General features: G+C 66.7%; 17 protein-coding genes. 11 read left to right on the top strand and 6 right to left on the bottom strand.

The window, feature by feature from the left end:
- Positions 1-49: 49 nt before the first annotated feature.
- Together thrB and rnhA are read left to right on the top strand one after the other, a co-directional pair.
- Entirely contained in the window at positions 50-1,012 is a 963-nt protein-coding gene (gene thrB, locus ACP696_RS11255) for a homoserine kinase (protein WP_426009796.1), read from the top strand.
- On the top strand, positions 1,009-1,464 hold the full coding sequence (gene rnhA / locus ACP696_RS11250; RefSeq protein WP_426009797.1) for a ribonuclease HI: 456 nt from the start codon (positions 1,009-1,011) through the stop codon (positions 1,462-1,464). The genes thrB and rnhA overlap by 4 nt, the downstream gene beginning before the upstream one ends.
- A 128-nt stretch (positions 1,465-1,592) precedes the next feature.
- Here the strand turns inward: rnhA and ACP696_RS11245 are convergent, their stop codons facing one another.
- Positions 1,593-2,015 (bottom strand): rhodanese-like domain-containing protein, encoded by a 423-nt coding sequence (locus ACP696_RS11245; protein ID WP_426043788.1) that lies wholly within the window; start codon positions 2,013-2,015, stop codon positions 1,593-1,595.
- A gap of 86 nt (positions 2,016-2,101) precedes the next feature.
- Between ACP696_RS11245 and ftrA the strand changes: the two genes are divergently transcribed.
- The 3 genes from ftrA to ACP696_RS11230 all read left to right on the top strand — a co-directional run bounded on the left by ftrA (position 2,102) and on the right by ACP696_RS11230 (position 5,518).
- The gene (gene ftrA, locus ACP696_RS11240) at positions 2,102-3,079 is read left to right on the top strand and encodes a transcriptional regulator FtrA (RefSeq protein ID WP_426043787.1); all 978 of its coding nucleotides are present in this window, start codon (positions 2,102-2,104) and stop codon (positions 3,077-3,079) included.
- A gap of 313 nt (positions 3,080-3,392) precedes the next feature.
- Complete coding sequence (locus ACP696_RS11235; RefSeq protein ID WP_426009802.1) at positions 3,393-4,307, top strand: VOC family protein; 915 nt, start codon at positions 3,393-3,395, stop codon at positions 4,305-4,307.
- A 32-nt stretch (positions 4,308-4,339) separates the two neighbouring features.
- On the top strand, positions 4,340-5,518 hold the full coding sequence (locus ACP696_RS11230) for a Gfo/Idh/MocA family protein (protein WP_426009804.1): 1,179 nt from the start codon (positions 4,340-4,342) through the stop codon (positions 5,516-5,518).
- Here ACP696_RS11230 and ACP696_RS11225 read toward each other — a convergent pair.
- Entirely contained in the window at positions 5,515-6,132 is a 618-nt protein-coding gene (locus ACP696_RS11225) for a TetR/AcrR family transcriptional regulator (protein WP_426009806.1), read from the bottom strand. The two genes, ACP696_RS11230 and ACP696_RS11225, sit on opposite strands and share 4 nt — an antisense overlap.
- 145 nt (positions 6,133-6,277) lie before the next feature.
- Between ACP696_RS11225 and ACP696_RS11220 the strand changes: the two genes are divergently transcribed.
- From ACP696_RS11220 to ACP696_RS11195, 6 genes are all read left to right on the top strand, one after another.
- Positions 6,278-7,615, top strand: coding sequence for a cytochrome P450 (locus ACP696_RS11220; RefSeq protein ID WP_426009808.1), 1,338 nt, complete (start codon positions 6,278-6,280; stop codon positions 7,613-7,615).
- 4 nt (positions 7,616-7,619) lie between these two features.
- Entirely contained in the window at positions 7,620-8,735 is a 1,116-nt protein-coding gene (locus tag ACP696_RS11215; protein ID WP_426009809.1) for a hypothetical protein, read from the top strand.
- Complete coding sequence (locus ACP696_RS11210; RefSeq protein WP_426009811.1) at positions 8,732-9,751, top strand: phosphotransferase family protein; 1,020 nt, start codon at positions 8,732-8,734, stop codon at positions 9,749-9,751. Before ACP696_RS11215 ends, ACP696_RS11210 begins: the two co-directional genes overlap by 4 nt.
- Positions 9,751-10,182, top strand: coding sequence for a hypothetical protein (locus ACP696_RS11205; RefSeq protein WP_426009812.1), 432 nt, complete (start codon positions 9,751-9,753; stop codon positions 10,180-10,182). Before ACP696_RS11210 ends, ACP696_RS11205 begins: the two co-directional genes overlap by 1 nt.
- Before the next feature lie 137 nt (positions 10,183-10,319).
- Positions 10,320-11,243 (top strand): ABC transporter ATP-binding protein, encoded by a 924-nt coding sequence (locus ACP696_RS11200; protein ID WP_426009813.1) that lies wholly within the window; start codon positions 10,320-10,322, stop codon positions 11,241-11,243.
- A complete protein-coding gene (locus ACP696_RS11195) occupies positions 11,240-12,001 on the top strand; it encodes an ABC transporter permease (RefSeq protein WP_426009814.1) in 762 nt (253 codons plus the stop codon). Before ACP696_RS11200 ends, ACP696_RS11195 begins: the two co-directional genes overlap by 4 nt.
- Before the next feature lie 55 nt (positions 12,002-12,056).
- On the opposite strand, the gene ACP696_RS11190 is transcribed toward ACP696_RS11195, so the two are convergent.
- The 4 genes from ACP696_RS11190 to ACP696_RS11175 all read right to left on the bottom strand — a co-directional run bounded on the left by ACP696_RS11190 (position 12,057) and on the right by ACP696_RS11175 (position 16,243).
- Entirely contained in the window at positions 12,057-12,611 is a 555-nt protein-coding gene (locus ACP696_RS11190) for a hypothetical protein (protein WP_426009816.1), read from the bottom strand.
- A 139-nt stretch (positions 12,612-12,750) separates the two neighbouring features.
- Positions 12,751-13,734 carry a type II secretion system F family protein gene (locus ACP696_RS11185; protein WP_426009818.1) on the bottom strand — a complete coding sequence of 328 codons (984 nt, stop codon included), beginning with the start codon at positions 13,732-13,734 and terminating at the stop codon, positions 12,751-12,753.
- 11 nt (positions 13,735-13,745) lie between these two features.
- Positions 13,746-14,723: a type II secretion system F family protein gene (locus ACP696_RS11180; protein ID WP_426009819.1), complete on the bottom strand. Its 978-nt coding sequence runs from the start codon at positions 14,721-14,723 to the stop codon at positions 13,746-13,748.
- 5 nt (positions 14,724-14,728) lie between these two features.
- Positions 14,729-16,243, bottom strand: a complete 1,515-nt coding sequence (locus tag ACP696_RS11175; RefSeq protein ID WP_426009821.1) for a CpaF family protein — start codon at positions 16,241-16,243, stop codon at positions 14,729-14,731.
- Positions 16,244-16,246 lie beyond the last annotated feature (3 nt).

Genomic DNA, 16,246 nt, shown 5'->3' with positions numbered 1-16,246 from the left:
TTCCCATGCCCCTCTTGACCGCCAGCGCCCGCTCCCCCATCCCCGCGCCATGGCCGTCTACACCGACATTACCGACGACGAACTCGCCGTCTTCCTGGGCGACTACGACCTGGGGCAGGCCGTGGCGTTCAAGGGCATCGCCGAGGGGGTGGAAAATTCCAACTTCCTGCTTGAGACCACGACCGGCCGGTTCATTCTCACGGTCTATGAGCGGCGGGCCAAGCCTGAGGACCTGCCCTACTTCCTCGACCTGCTGACCTGGCTGGCCGAGCATGGCTATCCCAGCGCCAAGCCGATCGCCGACCGCGCGGGCGCGACCCTGAAGGCCATCCGCGGCAAGCCCGCCGCCCTGGTCGAGTTCCTGCCGGGCCTGTCGGCCCGCCGCCCGACCATCGCCCACTGCCGCGAGGCCGGCGAGGGCCTGGCCTGGCTGCATCTGGCCGGCGAGGGCTATCCAGCCCGCCGCGCCAATGACCTGGGCCAGCCCCACTGGGGGCCATTGTTCGCCAAACACCGCCAGGACGCCGAGGGCCTGAAGCCGGGCCTGGCCAAGACCATCGACCAGGATTTGGCGCAGCTGGCCTTGGCCTGGCCTCGCGGCCTGCCGTCAGGGGTGATCCATGCCGACTATTTCCCCGACAACGTGTTCTTCAAACCCGACGGCAAGTTCGCCGCCGCCATCGACTTCTATTTCGCCTGCGACGACGCTTTCGCCTATGACGTGGCGGTGACGCTCAACGCCTGGTGTTTCGAGGCCGACGGCAGCTTCAACATCACCGCCGCCCGCGCCCTGATCGCCGGCTATGAGCGCCGGCGTCCGCTGAGCCCGGCCGAGCGCGAGGCGATCCCGATCCTGGCGCGCGGCGCGGCCATGCGTTTCTTCCTGACCCGCCTGGCCGACTGGGGCGCGACCCCGGCCGGGGCGCTGGTCAAGCCGAAGGACCCGCTGGAATACGAGCGCAAGCTGGCGGTTCACCGCGAGGGACTCAGCCTGTTCGGAGCCGGCGCATGACGCCCAAGCTGATCATCTATACCGACGGCGCCTGTCGCGGGAATCCCGGCCCGGGCGGCTGGGGCGCCTTGCTCATGTACGGCGACAAGAAAAAGGAGCTGTGCGGCGGCGACCTGGCGACCACCAACAACCGCATGGAGCTGATGGGCGCGATCCAGGCCCTGGAGGCGCTCAACAAGCCCACCAAGGCCGAGCTGCATACTGATAGCCAGTATGTGATGAAGGGCGTCACCCAGTGGATCCACGGCTGGAAGGCCAAGGGCTGGAAGACCGCCGACAAGAGCCCGGTCAAGAACGTCGATCTGTGGCAACGCCTCGACGCCGCCCGGGCCCGTCACGACGTTGACTGGCGTTGGGTCAAGGGCCATGCCGGCCACGTTCACAACGAGCGCGCTGACGTGCTGGCGCGTCTCGGAATGCTGAAGACCCTGGGCGAGCAAAGCGTCCGTTAGGCCATAACGCTTCACGACCCAACTTCCATCATCGCTAAGCTGCTGGCCCAGCCGACCTTGATGGTCGCCGTGGCGCTGACCAGCCTCCCGACTCCCAGACCGGCGCCTGACCGGACGGCCCAAAGCCATCAGGCCGGGACGAACGCGCCCGGCTCAGGGCCTGTCGCGAAAGGCAAGCCTTCATCCTCCCAACCGGCCACCCCGCCGATCATCAGCTTCACCGGACGGCCCAGGGCGGCCAGCTTCAGCGCCGCGCGGTCAGCGCCGTTGCAATGGGGGCCGGCGCAATAGACCACGAACAGGGTGTCGGCTGGCCAGGCCGCCATTCGCTCGGCGCTGATCTCGCCGTGGCGCAGATGCAGGGCGCCGGGCACATGACGAAGGGCATAGGCCTGCGGCGTTCCGACCACGTGCAGCAGGACGAAGTCCACCTCTCTAGCCTTCATCGAAGCGTCGACATCGGCGCAGTCGGTTTCCAGGGCCAGGCGGCGGGCAAAGTGGGTCACGGCCTCTTGCGACGGCGCGGCGGGGATGTCGGACACAAAGCTCATGGCGGCCTCCTCTGTTGGCGACAGGAGACTTGCCTCTCCAGGGCGCGGGGCGTTAGATGTCATGATTGCCATAGTCCGTAAAAATCATGCCAAAATCGTTGCAGAGACTCGGACCCGCCAATCGTCGGGTCGTCGCCTTGGCCTATGACGGCCTGTGCACCTTCGAGTTCGGGGTGACGGTCGAGCTGTTTGGCCTGCCCCGGCCGGAGATGGGGCCGGACTGGTACCAGTTCGCGACCGCCGCCATCGAGGGCGGTCCCCTGCGAGGTCTGGGTGGGGTGCAGGTGGTCGCCGATGGCGGACTGGAGTTGGTCGAGCAGGCCGGCACGATCATCGCCCCTGGCTGGCGCGGGGCTGACGCACCGGTCCCTCAGGATCTTATCGATGCGCTGCAGGTCGCCCATCGGCGAGGCGCGCGGGTGATGTCGATCTGCTCGGGTGTCTTCGTGCTGGCGGCGGCGGGATTGCTGGCCGGGAAGCGGGCCACTACCCACTGGCGCTATGTGGATCGGCTGCGGACCCTCTATCCCGACATCGATGTGCAGCCCGACGTGCTCTATGTCGACGCTGGCGACGTGTTGACCTCAGCCGGCAGCGCCGCCGGCCTGGATCTCGGCCTGCACCTGATCCGCCGAGACCATGGTCCCGAGGCGGCCAACACCGTGGCGCGGCGGCTGGTCGTGCCGCCCCACCGTGATGGCGGCCAGGCACAGTTCATCCAGCGACCGGTGCCGATCGTCCACGAGGGCGCGCGCCTGGGTCCCGCCCTGGAGCGGATGCGCGCCGACCTGGCTGGCGAGCACACGGTCAAGGCCCTGGCCGACGCGGCCGGCATGAGCCCTCGCACCTTTCTGCGTCGCTTCGAGGCCGCCACCGGCACGACCCCAGCCCGCTGGTTGCTGGCCGAGCGCCTGGCTCGGGCCCGCGACCTGCTTGAGACCAGCCCGGCAGGCGTCGAACAGATCGCCCAGTCCGTGGGCTTCGGCGCGGCGGCCTTGCGCCACCACTTTCGCAAGTCCTTGGCGACCACGCCCCAGGCCTATCGTGCGCGGTTCGCCGGATAACACCACCGTCGCGGGAAACACGGTCGCACGCCTGTAACGATCTTGCCGCGAAATGACCTTGGTCACGCCGTTGCAAAGCCCCGTTCGCCCCCCAATTTATATTCCGACGCGGACAACCCGGCCCCCCCCGCCGGCCCCAGCGTCCAGTAAAGCAGCGTCCGCGCCTCTCCCCCAGGCGCGGACGCTGTTCGCGTTCCGGGACTCTGCCCGCGCGACGAACATTGTTCTGGTAACGCTAACAGTCCTCGCTATCCTGCGACCCGACAACTCGCCGATCGAGAGCGGAGTGGGGAGCGACGCGATGAAACGGGCAATGGCTTTCGCCTTGATGATGCTGGCCGGCTGCGGCCACGCCCACGCCGCGGCCCCCGCGCGCCCGCCGATCGTCTCGGTGTCGCACCTGGCGGTCTACGCGGCCGACCCGGCCAAGAGCGAGGCGTTCTACGTCCACGACCTTGGCGGCGTGAAAGGGCCCAACCCGGAGAACCCGAACGGCGCGCGCTACTATTTCAGCCCGATGCAATTCATCGAGGTGCTGCCCCTGCCACCGGGCGCGCCCTCGACCAACCGGTTGGACCACGCCGCCTTCAACACGCCCGACGCCGAGGCCTTGCGAACCTATCTGGCGTCACGCGGCGTGGCCGTTCCCGCGCGCGTCGAAACAGGCAATGACGGCGGTCGGTGGTTCGACATCGTCGACCCCGAAGGCGTGAAGCTTCAGTTCACCCAGCCTCCGGCTACGCCGCCCGCCATACCGGTCAATCCGCTGTCCAGCCGGATCATCCATGTGGGCTTCATCATCCACGACCGCGCGCGCCAGGACGCCTTCTACCGCCAGATCATGGGATTCCGGCCCTACTGGTTCGGCGGTATGACGGACGATGCGCAGAGCTGGGTCTCGCTGCAGGTCCCGGATGGTACGGACTGGCTGGAATACATGATCGTCAGCCCGCCCGAGGGCCGGGGCGCTCCGCCCGGCATGAGCCAGGCCACCCAGGGCGTGCTCGACCACTTCTCGTTGGGCGTGGAGGACACGCGCCTGGCCTACACCCTGTTGTGGAACGGCGATCGGCTGGCGGGCCAGGACGGTCTGCCCAAGATTGGCCGCGACGCCAAGTGGCAGCTGAACCTGCTCGACCCGGACGGCACGCGCGCCGAGTTGATGGAATTCCACGCTGTGGGCAAGCCTTGCTGCTCGCCGTTCACGGCGACCGATCCGCAATATTAGCCGACCCCGTTTTGAAGCCCGAGGAGACCCCGATGTCGAACCGTATTTCCAGGCGCGGCCTGATCGGCGTGGTCGGCGCCTCGACGGCGCTGGCGGCCGCGAAAGCCCCCGCGATCGCGACGCCTGACGCCGATAAGGTCGGCTTCGCCGTTGTCGGCCTGGGCAAGCTGTCCCTGGGCCAGATCATTCCGGGCCTCAAGGTCGCGAAGGGCGCCAAGCTCGCGGCCGTGGTCAGCGGTCATCCCGACAAGGCCCGGCGCGTCGCCGCCGAGAACGGCCTGCCGGCCGACGCCGTCTATGGCTATGACGACTACGACCGCATGGCCAAGGATCCGCGCATCCAGGTCGTCTACATCGTTCTGCCCAATGCCCTGCACGCCGACCACACGATCCGCGCCTTCAAGGCCGGCAAGCACGTGCTCTGCGAAAAGCCGATGGCCACCAGCGTCGCCGACGCCGAGGCGATGATCGCCGCCGCCAAGGCCGCCAAGCGCCAGCTGATGATCGCCTATCGATGCCACTATGAGCCGCTGAACCTGGACATCATGCGCCGCCTGCGCGACCGGTCGCTGGGCAAGACCCGGCTGGTGAACACCACCATGGGCCGGCAGGCCGACCTGGCCGAGCCGTCCGACGCGTGGCGGCTGGACGGGCTGATGTCCGGCGGCGGGGCCTTGGCCGACATGGGGATCTATGGCGTCAACGCCGCGCGCTATCTACTGAACGAAGAGCCGGTGTCGGTCCGCGCCTGGGCCCAGACCGACAGGACCGATCCGCGCTTCAAGACGACCGAGGACCTGATCGACTGGCAGTTCCGCTTCCCTTCAGGGGTGATCGCCAACGGCTCGACCTCGTTCAACTACGCCCCGACCATGGGCTATGAAGTGATCTGCGAACGCGGTCGCCTGGTAGCCGATCCGGCCGCCTTCTACGGCGGCAATCGCCTGACCGTCGTCCAGGGCGGCCAGGCCCAGCCGCCGCTGAGCCTGCCGCCGAACGACCAGTTCGCGCGCGAGATGGACTGGATGGCCGATGTCGTGCGCGGCAAGGCGCCCATGGTCTCGCCGGGCGAGGAAGGGCTGCAGGACATGAAGCTGATGAAGGCGATCCTGGACTCCGTCGCCCGGGACGGGGCGACGATCGCGACGGACTGGGGCTACCGGCGCGCCTATGACCCGGCGGTGGTGGTCGACTTGCCGCGAAGCGCCTAAAAAATGCCGCGCAGCAACCGCCACCAGCTCTCGGCCATGACGTCGAGCAGCGGGTCGAGCGGGGCCGAGGCGCGCTGCACGACCATCACGTAGGACAACCGTTCCAGCTGGACCATCTGCATCAGCAGTCGCATCCGCGCCGCCGGGCGTTCGAGGTCGGAGAACCGCGCCAGATAATTCGGCATGCTGTCGATGAACAGGTTGATGAAACGCAGATAGTCATCGGCCAGGTCGGGATCGGCGACATTGGCCTCAGTGGCGACGGCCAGCAGGTTGCGGCGCTCCTCGGTCTGATCGGTCATGCCGGCCGCCAGCCAAGCGCGGACCTGCGAGACACTGGGATCGACCAGGGCGTCGAGGGCCGCGAAGGTGACCTGGATGTTGGGCGCCAGACGCTCGCCGATGGCGTTGGCGACGTCCTCCTTGCTGCGGAAATGCAGATAGAAGGTGGCGCGATTGGCGCCGGCCGCCACGGCGATCTGCTCAATGGTCACGGCTCGGAAGCCACGCTGCCCGAACAGGGCGACGGCGGCGTCGACTAGCCGCTCGCGAGTCAGCAGGCGTTGGGCTTCGCGCAGACCGCCGCCCATCCGCTCCGTCGCCGTTCGCGCCAAATCGGTTCTCCGCTGTTTGCTCCAACAGATGTGCCACGCCCTCCTTCACAACGCCAGTCGATTGACACGACACCTGTCGTCTGAACTACTTCGCGCTTAGCCACGCGGCGCAGTTCGCGGGTCCAGATGGGAAGGAACGCAGGCCATGCAGCTTGTCAGCGAGACCGCGACCGACGGCATAGCCGGACCCGGCGCGCCCACGATCTTCCCCATTCTGGACGGCGTCGATCTGTCGGACATCGCCCAGTTCACCCAGGGCCAGCCTTACGGCGACTACGCCCGGATGCGGGCCCAGGCCCCGGTGATGTGGCACGCCGAGCCCTATGGCGGCCCCGGTTTCTGGGCGATCACCCGCCATGCCGACGTCATGGCGGTCAACGGCGACCCGACCACCTTCTCGTCGCGCAAGGGCGGCATACTGATGGCGCACGGCGACCCGCAGAAGCGCCACGCCCTGCTCTATCGCGCCTCGATGGACACCATGATCAATCTCGACGCGCCAGAGCACCTGCAGCTGCGCCGCGAGCACATGCCCTATTTCACCCCCTCCTATCTGCGAGGCGTCACCGAGGCGGTGCGGGCCGAGGTCGGCCGGCTGCTGGACAAGATGGCGCCCTTGGGTCGCTGCGACCTGGTTGAAAACTTCTCGTCGCACCTGCCGCTGTTCACCCTGTGCGAGATCCTCGGTGTGCCGGCTGAGGACCGCGGCAAGTTCCTCAAGTGGATGCACTATCTGGAGATGGCCCAAGACCTGGCGCTGAAACAGGCCACCGCCCCGATCACCCCGACCTTGGAGCTGATGCAGTTCGTCCAGGACTTCAACATCAATGTCGAGGAGATGTTCGACTACGGCCGCACCATGCTTCACAAGCGCCGGCTGGATCCGCAGCAGGACCTGATGAGCGCCATCGCCCGCGCTCAGGTCGATGGCCAGTTGCTGAGCGATGAGTATCTGGACGGCTCGTGGCTGCTGATCGTCTTCGCCGGCAACGACACCACCCGCAACACCCTGTCGGGGGCGATGAAGCTGCTGACCGAGTTTCCGGATCAGAAGGCCCGGCTAATCGCCGACCCGTCGCTGATGGGTGGGGCGGTGAATGAATTTATCCGCATGGTCAGCCCGGTGATCTACATGCGCCGCACGGCGACGCGGGACGCCGAGATCGCCGGCCAAACCATCCGCGAGGGCGAGAAGGTGGTGATGTACTACGGCGCGGCCAACCGCGACGAGACGGTGTTCCCCGATCCTGACCGGCTCGACATCACCCGGCCCAACGCCGACAAGCACATCGCCTTCGGCTACGGCCCCCACACCTGCATCGGCAAGCGGGTGGCGCAGATCCAGCTGGAAGAGGCCTACCGCCAGATCCTGGCCCGCTTCCCCGACATCCACGCCACCGGCGAGATGACCATCGCCCCCAACAACTTCGTCCACGCCATCAGCAAGCTGGAGGTCGCCTTCACGCCGGGCGGGCGGGCCTAGGGTCATGCTGACCCGGGGCGACGACTACCCGATCCACCAGACGGCCGAGCCGGTGGCCTTTGCGGGGACGGACCGCAATTTCTACGACCGGTATTTCTTCAACGGCTATGAGGCGGCCAATAGTGGGGAGGGGGGCGACGGCGACAGCTTCTTCGCCGCCGCCTTCGGGGTCTATCCGCACCTCAACATCGCCGACGCCGCCTTCTGCTGGATGAAGGACGGCCGGCAGGTGAACCTGCACGCCAGCCGCTGGCTGGAGATGGAGCGGATGGACCTCAACGTCGGTCCGATCACCATCCAGGTGCTGGAGCCGCTGCGCCGCCTGCGGATCAGCGTCGAGGCGCCGGACCAGGGCGTGCGGGCCGAGCTCACCTTCGAGGGTCGCTCGTTCCCGATCGAGGAACCGCGCTTCACGCGCCGGATCGGGCCGCGCACCCTGCTGGACTATACCCGCCTGACCCAGAACGGCCGCTATAGCGGCTGGATCGAGGTGGATGGCCAGCGGCATGACCTGGACGGCTTCGTCGGTACTCGCGATCGCTCGTGGGGCGTGCGGCCGATCGGCGCCCGCGATCCGCAGGAGCTGGCCCCGGCCGTCCCACCGCAGTTCTTCTGGCTGTGGACGCCATGCGTCTTTCCCGACGGCGACCTGTTCTTCCACACCAATGACGACGAGCTCGGCCGCCCCTGGAACCGCCGGGCGGTCTGGGCGCCCCTGAGGTCGGGACGCGGCGAGGCGCTCGACTTCCACGCGGTGGGTTACGATGTCGACTGGCGATCCGGCTCGCGACATGCAGCGCGTGGCACGCTGAAACTCGAGGGCGGCGGCGAAGTCACGATCGAGCCGCTGGCCGAGTTCTTCATGCTGGGCCTGGGCTATGGCCATCCCGTCTGGGGCCACGGCCTGAACCACGGCAAGCTGAAGATCGAGCGCGAGGACTTCGTGCTGGCCGATCTGGACCGCGCCCTGCCCTATCACCTGCACGTCCAGGCCCTTTCGAAAGTGACCTACACCAGCGCCGATGGCGCCACCCGGGTCGGGCGCGGCGTGTTCGAACAGTTGGCGCTGGGACCGCACGCGCCATCGGGGTTCAAGAGCATCCTGGACATGGCTCCATGAGCCTGGCTGACCAGTTGGAAACCTACCTCACCGACCTGTGGGGCGCCCCGACCACGGTGACGAACCTGTCGCGCATCCCCGGCGGGGCCAGCCGCGAGACCTACCGGCTGGACGCCCAAATTGCTGGGGAGACGGGCGGCGCCACGCGCGGCCTGATCCTGCGCCGCGATCCGACCGGCAGCCTGATCGACACCGACCGGCGGCTGGAGTTCCTGGCCTACCGCACCGTCCACGGCCATGTGCCCGTTCCCGAGGCGATCGTCCTGGAAGAGGATGGCGGCGTGTTGGAGCGGCCGTTCTTCCTGATGGAGCGGATCGACGGGGGCATCGTCGCCTCGCCCTTCGCCGGAGATCCCTATGGCGCTCACGCCAAGGGGCTGGGCGAGCAGTTCTTCACCACCCTGGGCAAACTGGCCGCGCTGGATCACGAAAACGCGCCGATCCGCGAGGCGGCCGAACTGCCGGCGTCCGAGGATTGTTGGCGCATCGCGCTCGACCAGTGGTCCACCGTCATCGAGGCCGACGAGCAGCATCCGCAGCCAATCGTCCGCGCCGCAATCCGCCACCTGCGCCGCAATCCGCCGCCACCGGCCCAGCGGATCACCATCGTCCATGGCGATTACCGGACCGGCAACTTCATGCACGACGGGGCGGGTCAGATCCTGGCGATCCTCGACTGGGAGATGGCCCATCTAGGCGACCCGATCGAGGATCTGGGCTGGGCCTTCGACCCGCTTTGGAACCACTTCGACGAGACGCGGGTCAGCGGGCTGATCTCGCAGGCCGAGGCGATCGCCCTGTGGGAAGCGGCAAGCGGGCTGACGGTCGATCCCGCCGCCCTGGCCTGGTGGTCGTTGTTCAACGCCGTCAAGGGCCAGGCGATCTGGACCTCGGCGGCCAAGGAGTATAGCGACGGCGGCTTCGTCGATCCGATCCTGGCCATTTCCGGCTGGTACACCGCCCGGCGCCATGACCTGATCCTGGCCGAGCGGCTGGCCGCATTGGAGGGCTTCTGATGACCCCCGCCCTGCCCGACATCCTGCGCGGCAATTTCATGTGCCTGGCGATCCCCGCCCCGCCCGAGTCCCAGGGCGAGTTCATGACCGGCCGGGTCGGGGTGATCGCCTTGCTGTCGCTGCTGGCCGCCCAGGAGGTCGAGCGGGGAACCCAGGCCAGGGTCTGGGAAAATAACGCCATCGCGGCGGTGCTGGCCGAGGCCGGTGAGGTCTATGGCGTCCAATATGCCGAAGTCGCGGCGATCGGCCCCGTCGACCCTTCGTTGGAAGCCCTCGACCGCGCCAACGCCGCGCTGCGCCGGGGCCTGATCGCCCTGCACGAGGCGGTGGAGAACGCCGGCGACCTGGCGCGGCATCGGACGATCGTGGCGCTGTACGGCGAGATGGCCGAGCGCCGGAGGCTGGACCTGCCGCCCTTGCCGGCCCGATAGAGCCACCGCCTTGCCATGCGGGGGAGAAGAAACTTCCGCTCATATCCCCCATGAGCTCTAGCCAAGCTGCCCGCCCTGCCCCATCTGGCTCGGGCGGTCCAGGTTCCAGGGCGGGACGGCCGCAGCCCAGGGGCCTCATGCCAATCATATCCGTTTCCGGTCTGACCAAGACCTACAAGTCGGGGCATCAGGCCCTGAAGACCATCGATCTCGAGATTCGCCAGGGCGAGATCTTCGCCCTGCTCGGACCCAACGGGGCCGGCAAGACCACACTGATCAGCATCATCTGCGGCATCGTCAATCCCAGCACCGGCACGGTGCTGGCCGACGGCCACGACGTGGTGAAGGACTATCGCGCGGCCCGCGCCAAGATCGGCCTGGTGCCGCAGGAGTTGAACACCGACGCCTTCGAGACCGTCTGGGCCACCACCCGGTTCAGCCGGGGCCTGTTCGGCAAGGCGCCCAACGACGCCCATATCGAGAAGGTGCTGCGCGACCTGTCTCTGTGGGACAAGAAGGACGCCAAGATCATGACGCTGTCGGGCGGCATGAAGCGGCGGGTGATGATCGCCAAAGCCCTGAGCCACGAGCCGACCATCCTGTTCCTCGACGAGCCCACCGCCGGGGTCGACGTCGAACTGCGGCGCGACATGTGGGTGATGGTGAGAAAGCTGCGCGAGAGCGGCGTCACCATCATCCTGACCACTCATTATATCGAGGAGGCCGAGGAGATGGCCGACCGGATCGGGGTGATCAGCAAGGGCGAGATCATCCTGGTCGAGGACAAGAATGTGCTGATGCGCAAGCTGGGCAAGAAGCAGCTGACGCTTCAGTTGCAAAGCCCGCTGGAGGCCCTCCCCGCCAAGCTGTCGGACTACGCCCTGGAGCTGGCGGCCGACGGCCACGAGCTGATCTACACCTTCGACGCCCAGGCCGAGGAGACCGGCATCGCCGGCCTGCTGCGCCGCCTCTCCGAGGAGGGCGTCGACTTCAAGGACCTGCACACCAGCCAGAGCTCGCTGGAAGACATCTTCGTCAGCCTGGTGAGGGACGGCCAATGAACATTCACGCCGTCAAGTCCATCTACCGCTTCGAGATGGCCCGCTGGTTCCGCACCCTGGCCCAGAGCGTGATCTCGCCGGTGCTTTCGACCTCGCTGTATTTCGTGGTGTTCGGCTCGGCGATCGGCTCGCGGATGCAGGCCATCGACGGGGTCAGCTACGCGGCCTTCATCGTGCCCGGCCTGATCATGCTGTCGCTGCTGGGCGAAAGCATCTCCAACGCCTCGTTCGGCATCTACATGCCAAAATGGGCGGGCACGATCTATGAGCTGCTGTCGGCCCCGGTGTCGTGGATCGAGACCGTCACCGGCTATGTCGGGGCGGCGGCGACCAAGTCGGTGTGCCTCGGTTTGCTGATCCTGGCCACGGCGCGGATCTTCGTGCCCTACGAGATCCTTCACCCGTTCTGGATGCTGGGATTCCTGATCCTGACCGCCATCACCTTCAGCCTGTTCGGCTTTGTGATCGGGGTCTGGGCCGACGACTTCCAGAAGCTGCAGATCGTTCCGGCCCTGGTCGTCACCCCCCTGACCTTCCTGGGCGGCAGCTTCTATTCGATCAGCATGCTGCCCCCGATCTGGCAGAAGATCACCCTGTTCAACCCGGTGGTCTATCTGGTCAGCGGCTTCCGCTGGAGCTTCTACGGCGTGTCGGACATCGGCGTGGGCGTCAGCTTCGGCGCGACCCTGTGCTTCATGGGCGTCTGCCTGGCGGCGGTGTGGTGGGTGTTCAAGACGGGGTACCGGCTGAAGACGTAAGGGGCCGGAAACCGAATGGGGACACGCACATGTGCGTGTCCCCAGGCGCGCCCGACTACTTCAAGGCGCCGTCTTGCAATGCATTGGTGGCAACGCAAATCCCTAGAAATTCCTTGGGATGATGTAGCACCATCGAACGGTTCAGCCTGCGGTATGCAGCAATCTGCTCCATCGCTCGCGACCGGTTCAACGAAGTCTGCGAGTTTAGAATATTGGCGTTCGCCGACTTGGTGCAGTCGACGCCAGGCGTGGTGATAAACGACCCCATTTCAGGATCGATCTCGCGGACGGAGATGATCCGAAGACGAGGATCTAACTGACTGTTATCCGCCCTTGTCAGCATCGGCATACAAAGGCCAGTCATCATCAGCGCCCCGAGTGTCCAGGTCCGCAACCCACGCATCGTCACCGCACCGTCAGCACCGACCCGTCGATCCCGACCACCATCACCCGCTGACCCGTCGCCGCCGGAAAAAGCCCCAAGGTCGCCATCATCGCCGTCGCCCGCCGCATGCTCGGCATCCTCATCGCCTTGCTGCGAACAGGCTAGACCTGGGACCCGCAAGACGTCAGCTGAACACCGTTGCTCATCCGACGGCTTCGCCGCCACCTTCTCCTGCAGGGGGAGAAGAGACGCCCGCTCGGCTAGAGCATTTCCCGACCTGACTGCGTCATGCCGCGAGCTCTAATCTTCTGTTTTAACACATTTTTCTTCATGCGAACCGGAACCACTTCGCTCGAAAAATGCTCTAGCTGACCTTGCTCTTGGCCATGGCGTCCATGATGTTCATCGCTGCGGGGCCCATGATCACGATGAACAGCACGGGCAGGAAGAACAGGATCATCGGCACGGTCAGCTTGGCCGGCAAGGCCGAGGCCTTCTTCTCGGCCGCCGAAAGCCGCAGGTCGCGGTTTTCCTTGGCCATCACGCGCAGGGCGGTGCCCAGCGGGGTGCCGTAGCGCTCGGCCTGGATCATCGCCGTGACCACCGAGCGGATGCCCGGGTGATTGGTCCGCCGCGCCAGGCCCTCATAGGCCAGGCGCCGTTCGGGCAGATAGCTGAGCTCGGCAGTCAGCAGGCCCAGTTCCTCGGCCAGCTCGATCGAGGCGCCGCCGACCTCCGAGCCGACCTTGGCGATGGCCGCCTCGATGGACATCCCGCTTTCGACGCAGATCAGCATCAGGTCGAGCGCGTCCGGAAAGGCCCCCACGATCGATTCGCGGCGCTTCTGGGCGATGTTCTGGATGTAGAGGTTGGGGGCGTAGTAACCCGCCGTCAGGGCGGCGAAACAGGCGGCGATCTTCTGGACCGGCAGCAGGTCGAAATCGTTGATCACATAGAGATAGAAGGCCGTCACCACCGCGAAGGCGAACGGCATCACGAAGCGGAAGAAGTAGAAGGTCGAGACCGGCTTTGGGCCGCGAAAGCCGGCCTGGGCCAGCTTGTCGACAACCTTGGGGTCTTCCAGCAGCCGCGACAGCTGCAGGCGGTCGACGACGTTCTTGTACATGCCCTCGTCGGTGTGACGCAGGGTGGAGCCGCCGCCCTTCTGGGACAGGGCCTCGCGCGAACGGCGGCGCAGCTCCTCGCGGCGATTGGCCACCGACTTCAGTCGGCTCTCGAGGCCGTTGTTGCTGAGCATCGGCGCAGTCAGGGTGACGACGGTGGCGAACACCACGATCGCGATGAACGCGCTCAGGATATTCGAGGGGTTGGTCAGCATCTCGATCATGGTGGCCTCCCCTAGAACTTGAAATTGATCATCTTGCGCATCACCAAGATGCCGATGGCCATCACCACGCCCGCCACCAGCAGCATCAGATGCCCGCGCGGGTCAGTGAACATCGGGGCCATGTAGCTGGGCGCCGTAATCGAGATCAGGGCCACCACACCGGGCGGCAGGCAGCCGATGATCACGGCCGAGGCCACGGCTTCGGCCGACAGGGCCTTGATCTTTTCGCCCATCAGCTTTCGCGCCCGCAGCACGGTCGACAGATTGCCCAGGGCCTCGGCCAGGTTGCCGCCGGTCTTGGACTGGATCGCCAGCACGATGGTGAAGAACCGCAGCTCGTTGGTCGGCATGCGCTCGTGCATGCGCTCCAGCGCCTGATCCATGCTCATGCCCATGCCGACATTCTCGGTCAGGGCGCGGAACTCGCCGGCCAGGGGCTCGGTGCATTCCTTGCCGATGACCTTCAGGCAGTCATGGACGGGCAAGCCGGACTTGATGCCGCGCACGATGATGTCGATGGCGTCGGGAAAAGCCCCGGTGAACTTCTTGGTCCGCATCTTGCCCATCGTGCCGAGCACCCAGCGCGGCAGGCCAAAGCCGGCGGCGAAGGCGGCGCCCAGGGCGATCAGGGGCATCTGGCGAAGCAGGATCAAGGTCAGGCCGGCGAACAGGCCAACCACGCCGCTGATGATGTAGAAATTGCGCGGATTGTCGCCCAGACCCGCAGCGCGCAGACGGGCCGCTATGCTCAGCGACGCCTTCTTCTTTTGCTGGTCCTGTTCCTTCAGCGTCTTGAGGATCGCCCTGCGGCGCGCCTCGGGCGTGTTGGCCATGACCTTGGCGCGGGCTGCGGCCGTCTGCCGCTCGCCACCGGCGATGATCTGGGCGCGCTTGACGGCCTTGGCTGAGCTGTTGTCGCCGCCGGCGAACACGAAGCCAAGGCCCGCGATGGTGATGAAGCCCAGAACGCCGGCCAGGATGAACAGCATCGGCCCTACTCCGCCGCGTCGAGGGCTTCGGCCAGCTCGCGCTCCAGGCCGTAATAGCGGGCGCGGTCCCAGAAGCGGGGCCTGCCGATACCTGTGGAGCGGTGCTTGCCGATGACGTTGCCGTCGGCGTCCTCGCCGCTGATCTCGTAGACGAACAGGTCCTGGGTGACGATCACGTCGCCTTCAAGACCAACCACCTCGGTGATGTGGGTGATGCGGCGCGAGCCGTCGCGCAGGCGGGCGGCCTGGACGATGACGTCGATCGAGCCGACGATCATCTCCTTGATGGTCTTCGACGGCAGGCCGTAGCCGCCCATGGTGATCATGCTCTCGATCCGGCTGATCGCCTCGCGCGGGCTGTTGGCGTGCAGCGTGCCCATCGAGCCGTCGTGGCCGGTGTTCATGGCCTGCAGCAGGTCGAACGCTTCCGGTCCGCGGACTTCGCCGACGATGATCCGCTCGGGACGCATCCGCAGACAGTTCTTGACCAGGTCGCGCATGGTCACCGCGCCCGAGCCTTCCAGGTTGGGCGGCCGGGTTTCCAGGCGCACCACGTGCGGCTGCTGTAGCTGCAGCTCGGCGGCGTCCTCGCAGGTCACCACCCGCTCGGTCGGGTCGATGAAGGCGGTCAGGGTGTTGAGCAGGGTCGTCTTGCCCGAGCCCGTACCGCCCGAGATGACGATGTTGCAGCGACAGGCGCCGATGACGCCCAGAACCCGCGCCCCTTCCGGGCTGATCGACGCGTAGTCGACCAGGTTCTTCATCGTCAGCTTGTCCTTCTTGAACTTCCGGATGGTCAGGGTGGGACCATCCAGCGCAAGCGGGGGCGCGATGACGTTGACGCGGCTGCCGTCGGGCAGGCGGGCGTCGCAGATCGGGCTGCTCTCGTCGACCCGGCGGCCGACCTGGCTGACGATCCGCTGGCAGATGTTCATCAGCTGCATGTTGTCGCGGAAGCGCACATTGGTCAGCTGGACCTTGCCGCCGACCTCGATGAACACCCGGTGGGCGCCATTGACCATGATGTCGGCGATGTCGTCGCGGGCCAGCAGGGGCTCCAGCGGGCCATAGCCGAGGACGTCGTTGATGATGTCCTGGACCAGGTGCTCCTGCTCGGAGACCGACATCGAGACATTCTTGATCGCCACCAGCTCGGCGACGATGTCGCGGATCTCTTCGGCCGCCGCCTTCAGGTCCAGCTGCGCCAGCTGGCTCAGGTCGATGGTGTTGAGCAGGGCGTTGAAGATCGTGGTCTTGGTGGCGTGGTAATAGTCGCTCTGCTCGCGGACCACCTGGGTGGTGGGCGGCGCGCCCTGGGCGGCGCGAAGCTGTTCCAAGCCGTTTGTCGCCTTGGGGCCAGCGGCCTTGGCCGGCGCGGGCGTCGGCGCGTGGACGCGTTCCTCGATGACGATCGGCTCGACGCGCTGGGGGCGCGTGGCGATGGCCGGTCCGTCCGCCGAGACGGGCGGCGGCGGCGCGTGATCTTCCCGAACGGCGGCTTGGTCGCGCTTGCCGAACATGCC

Source organism: Caulobacter sp. DWR3-1-2 (genome assembly GCF_049896225.1).
GTDB lineage: Bacteria > Pseudomonadota > Alphaproteobacteria > Caulobacterales > Caulobacteraceae > Caulobacter.
The sequence above is the reverse complement of the archived record's forward strand: the minus strand, read 5'-3'. Positions and strand labels throughout refer to the sequence as shown.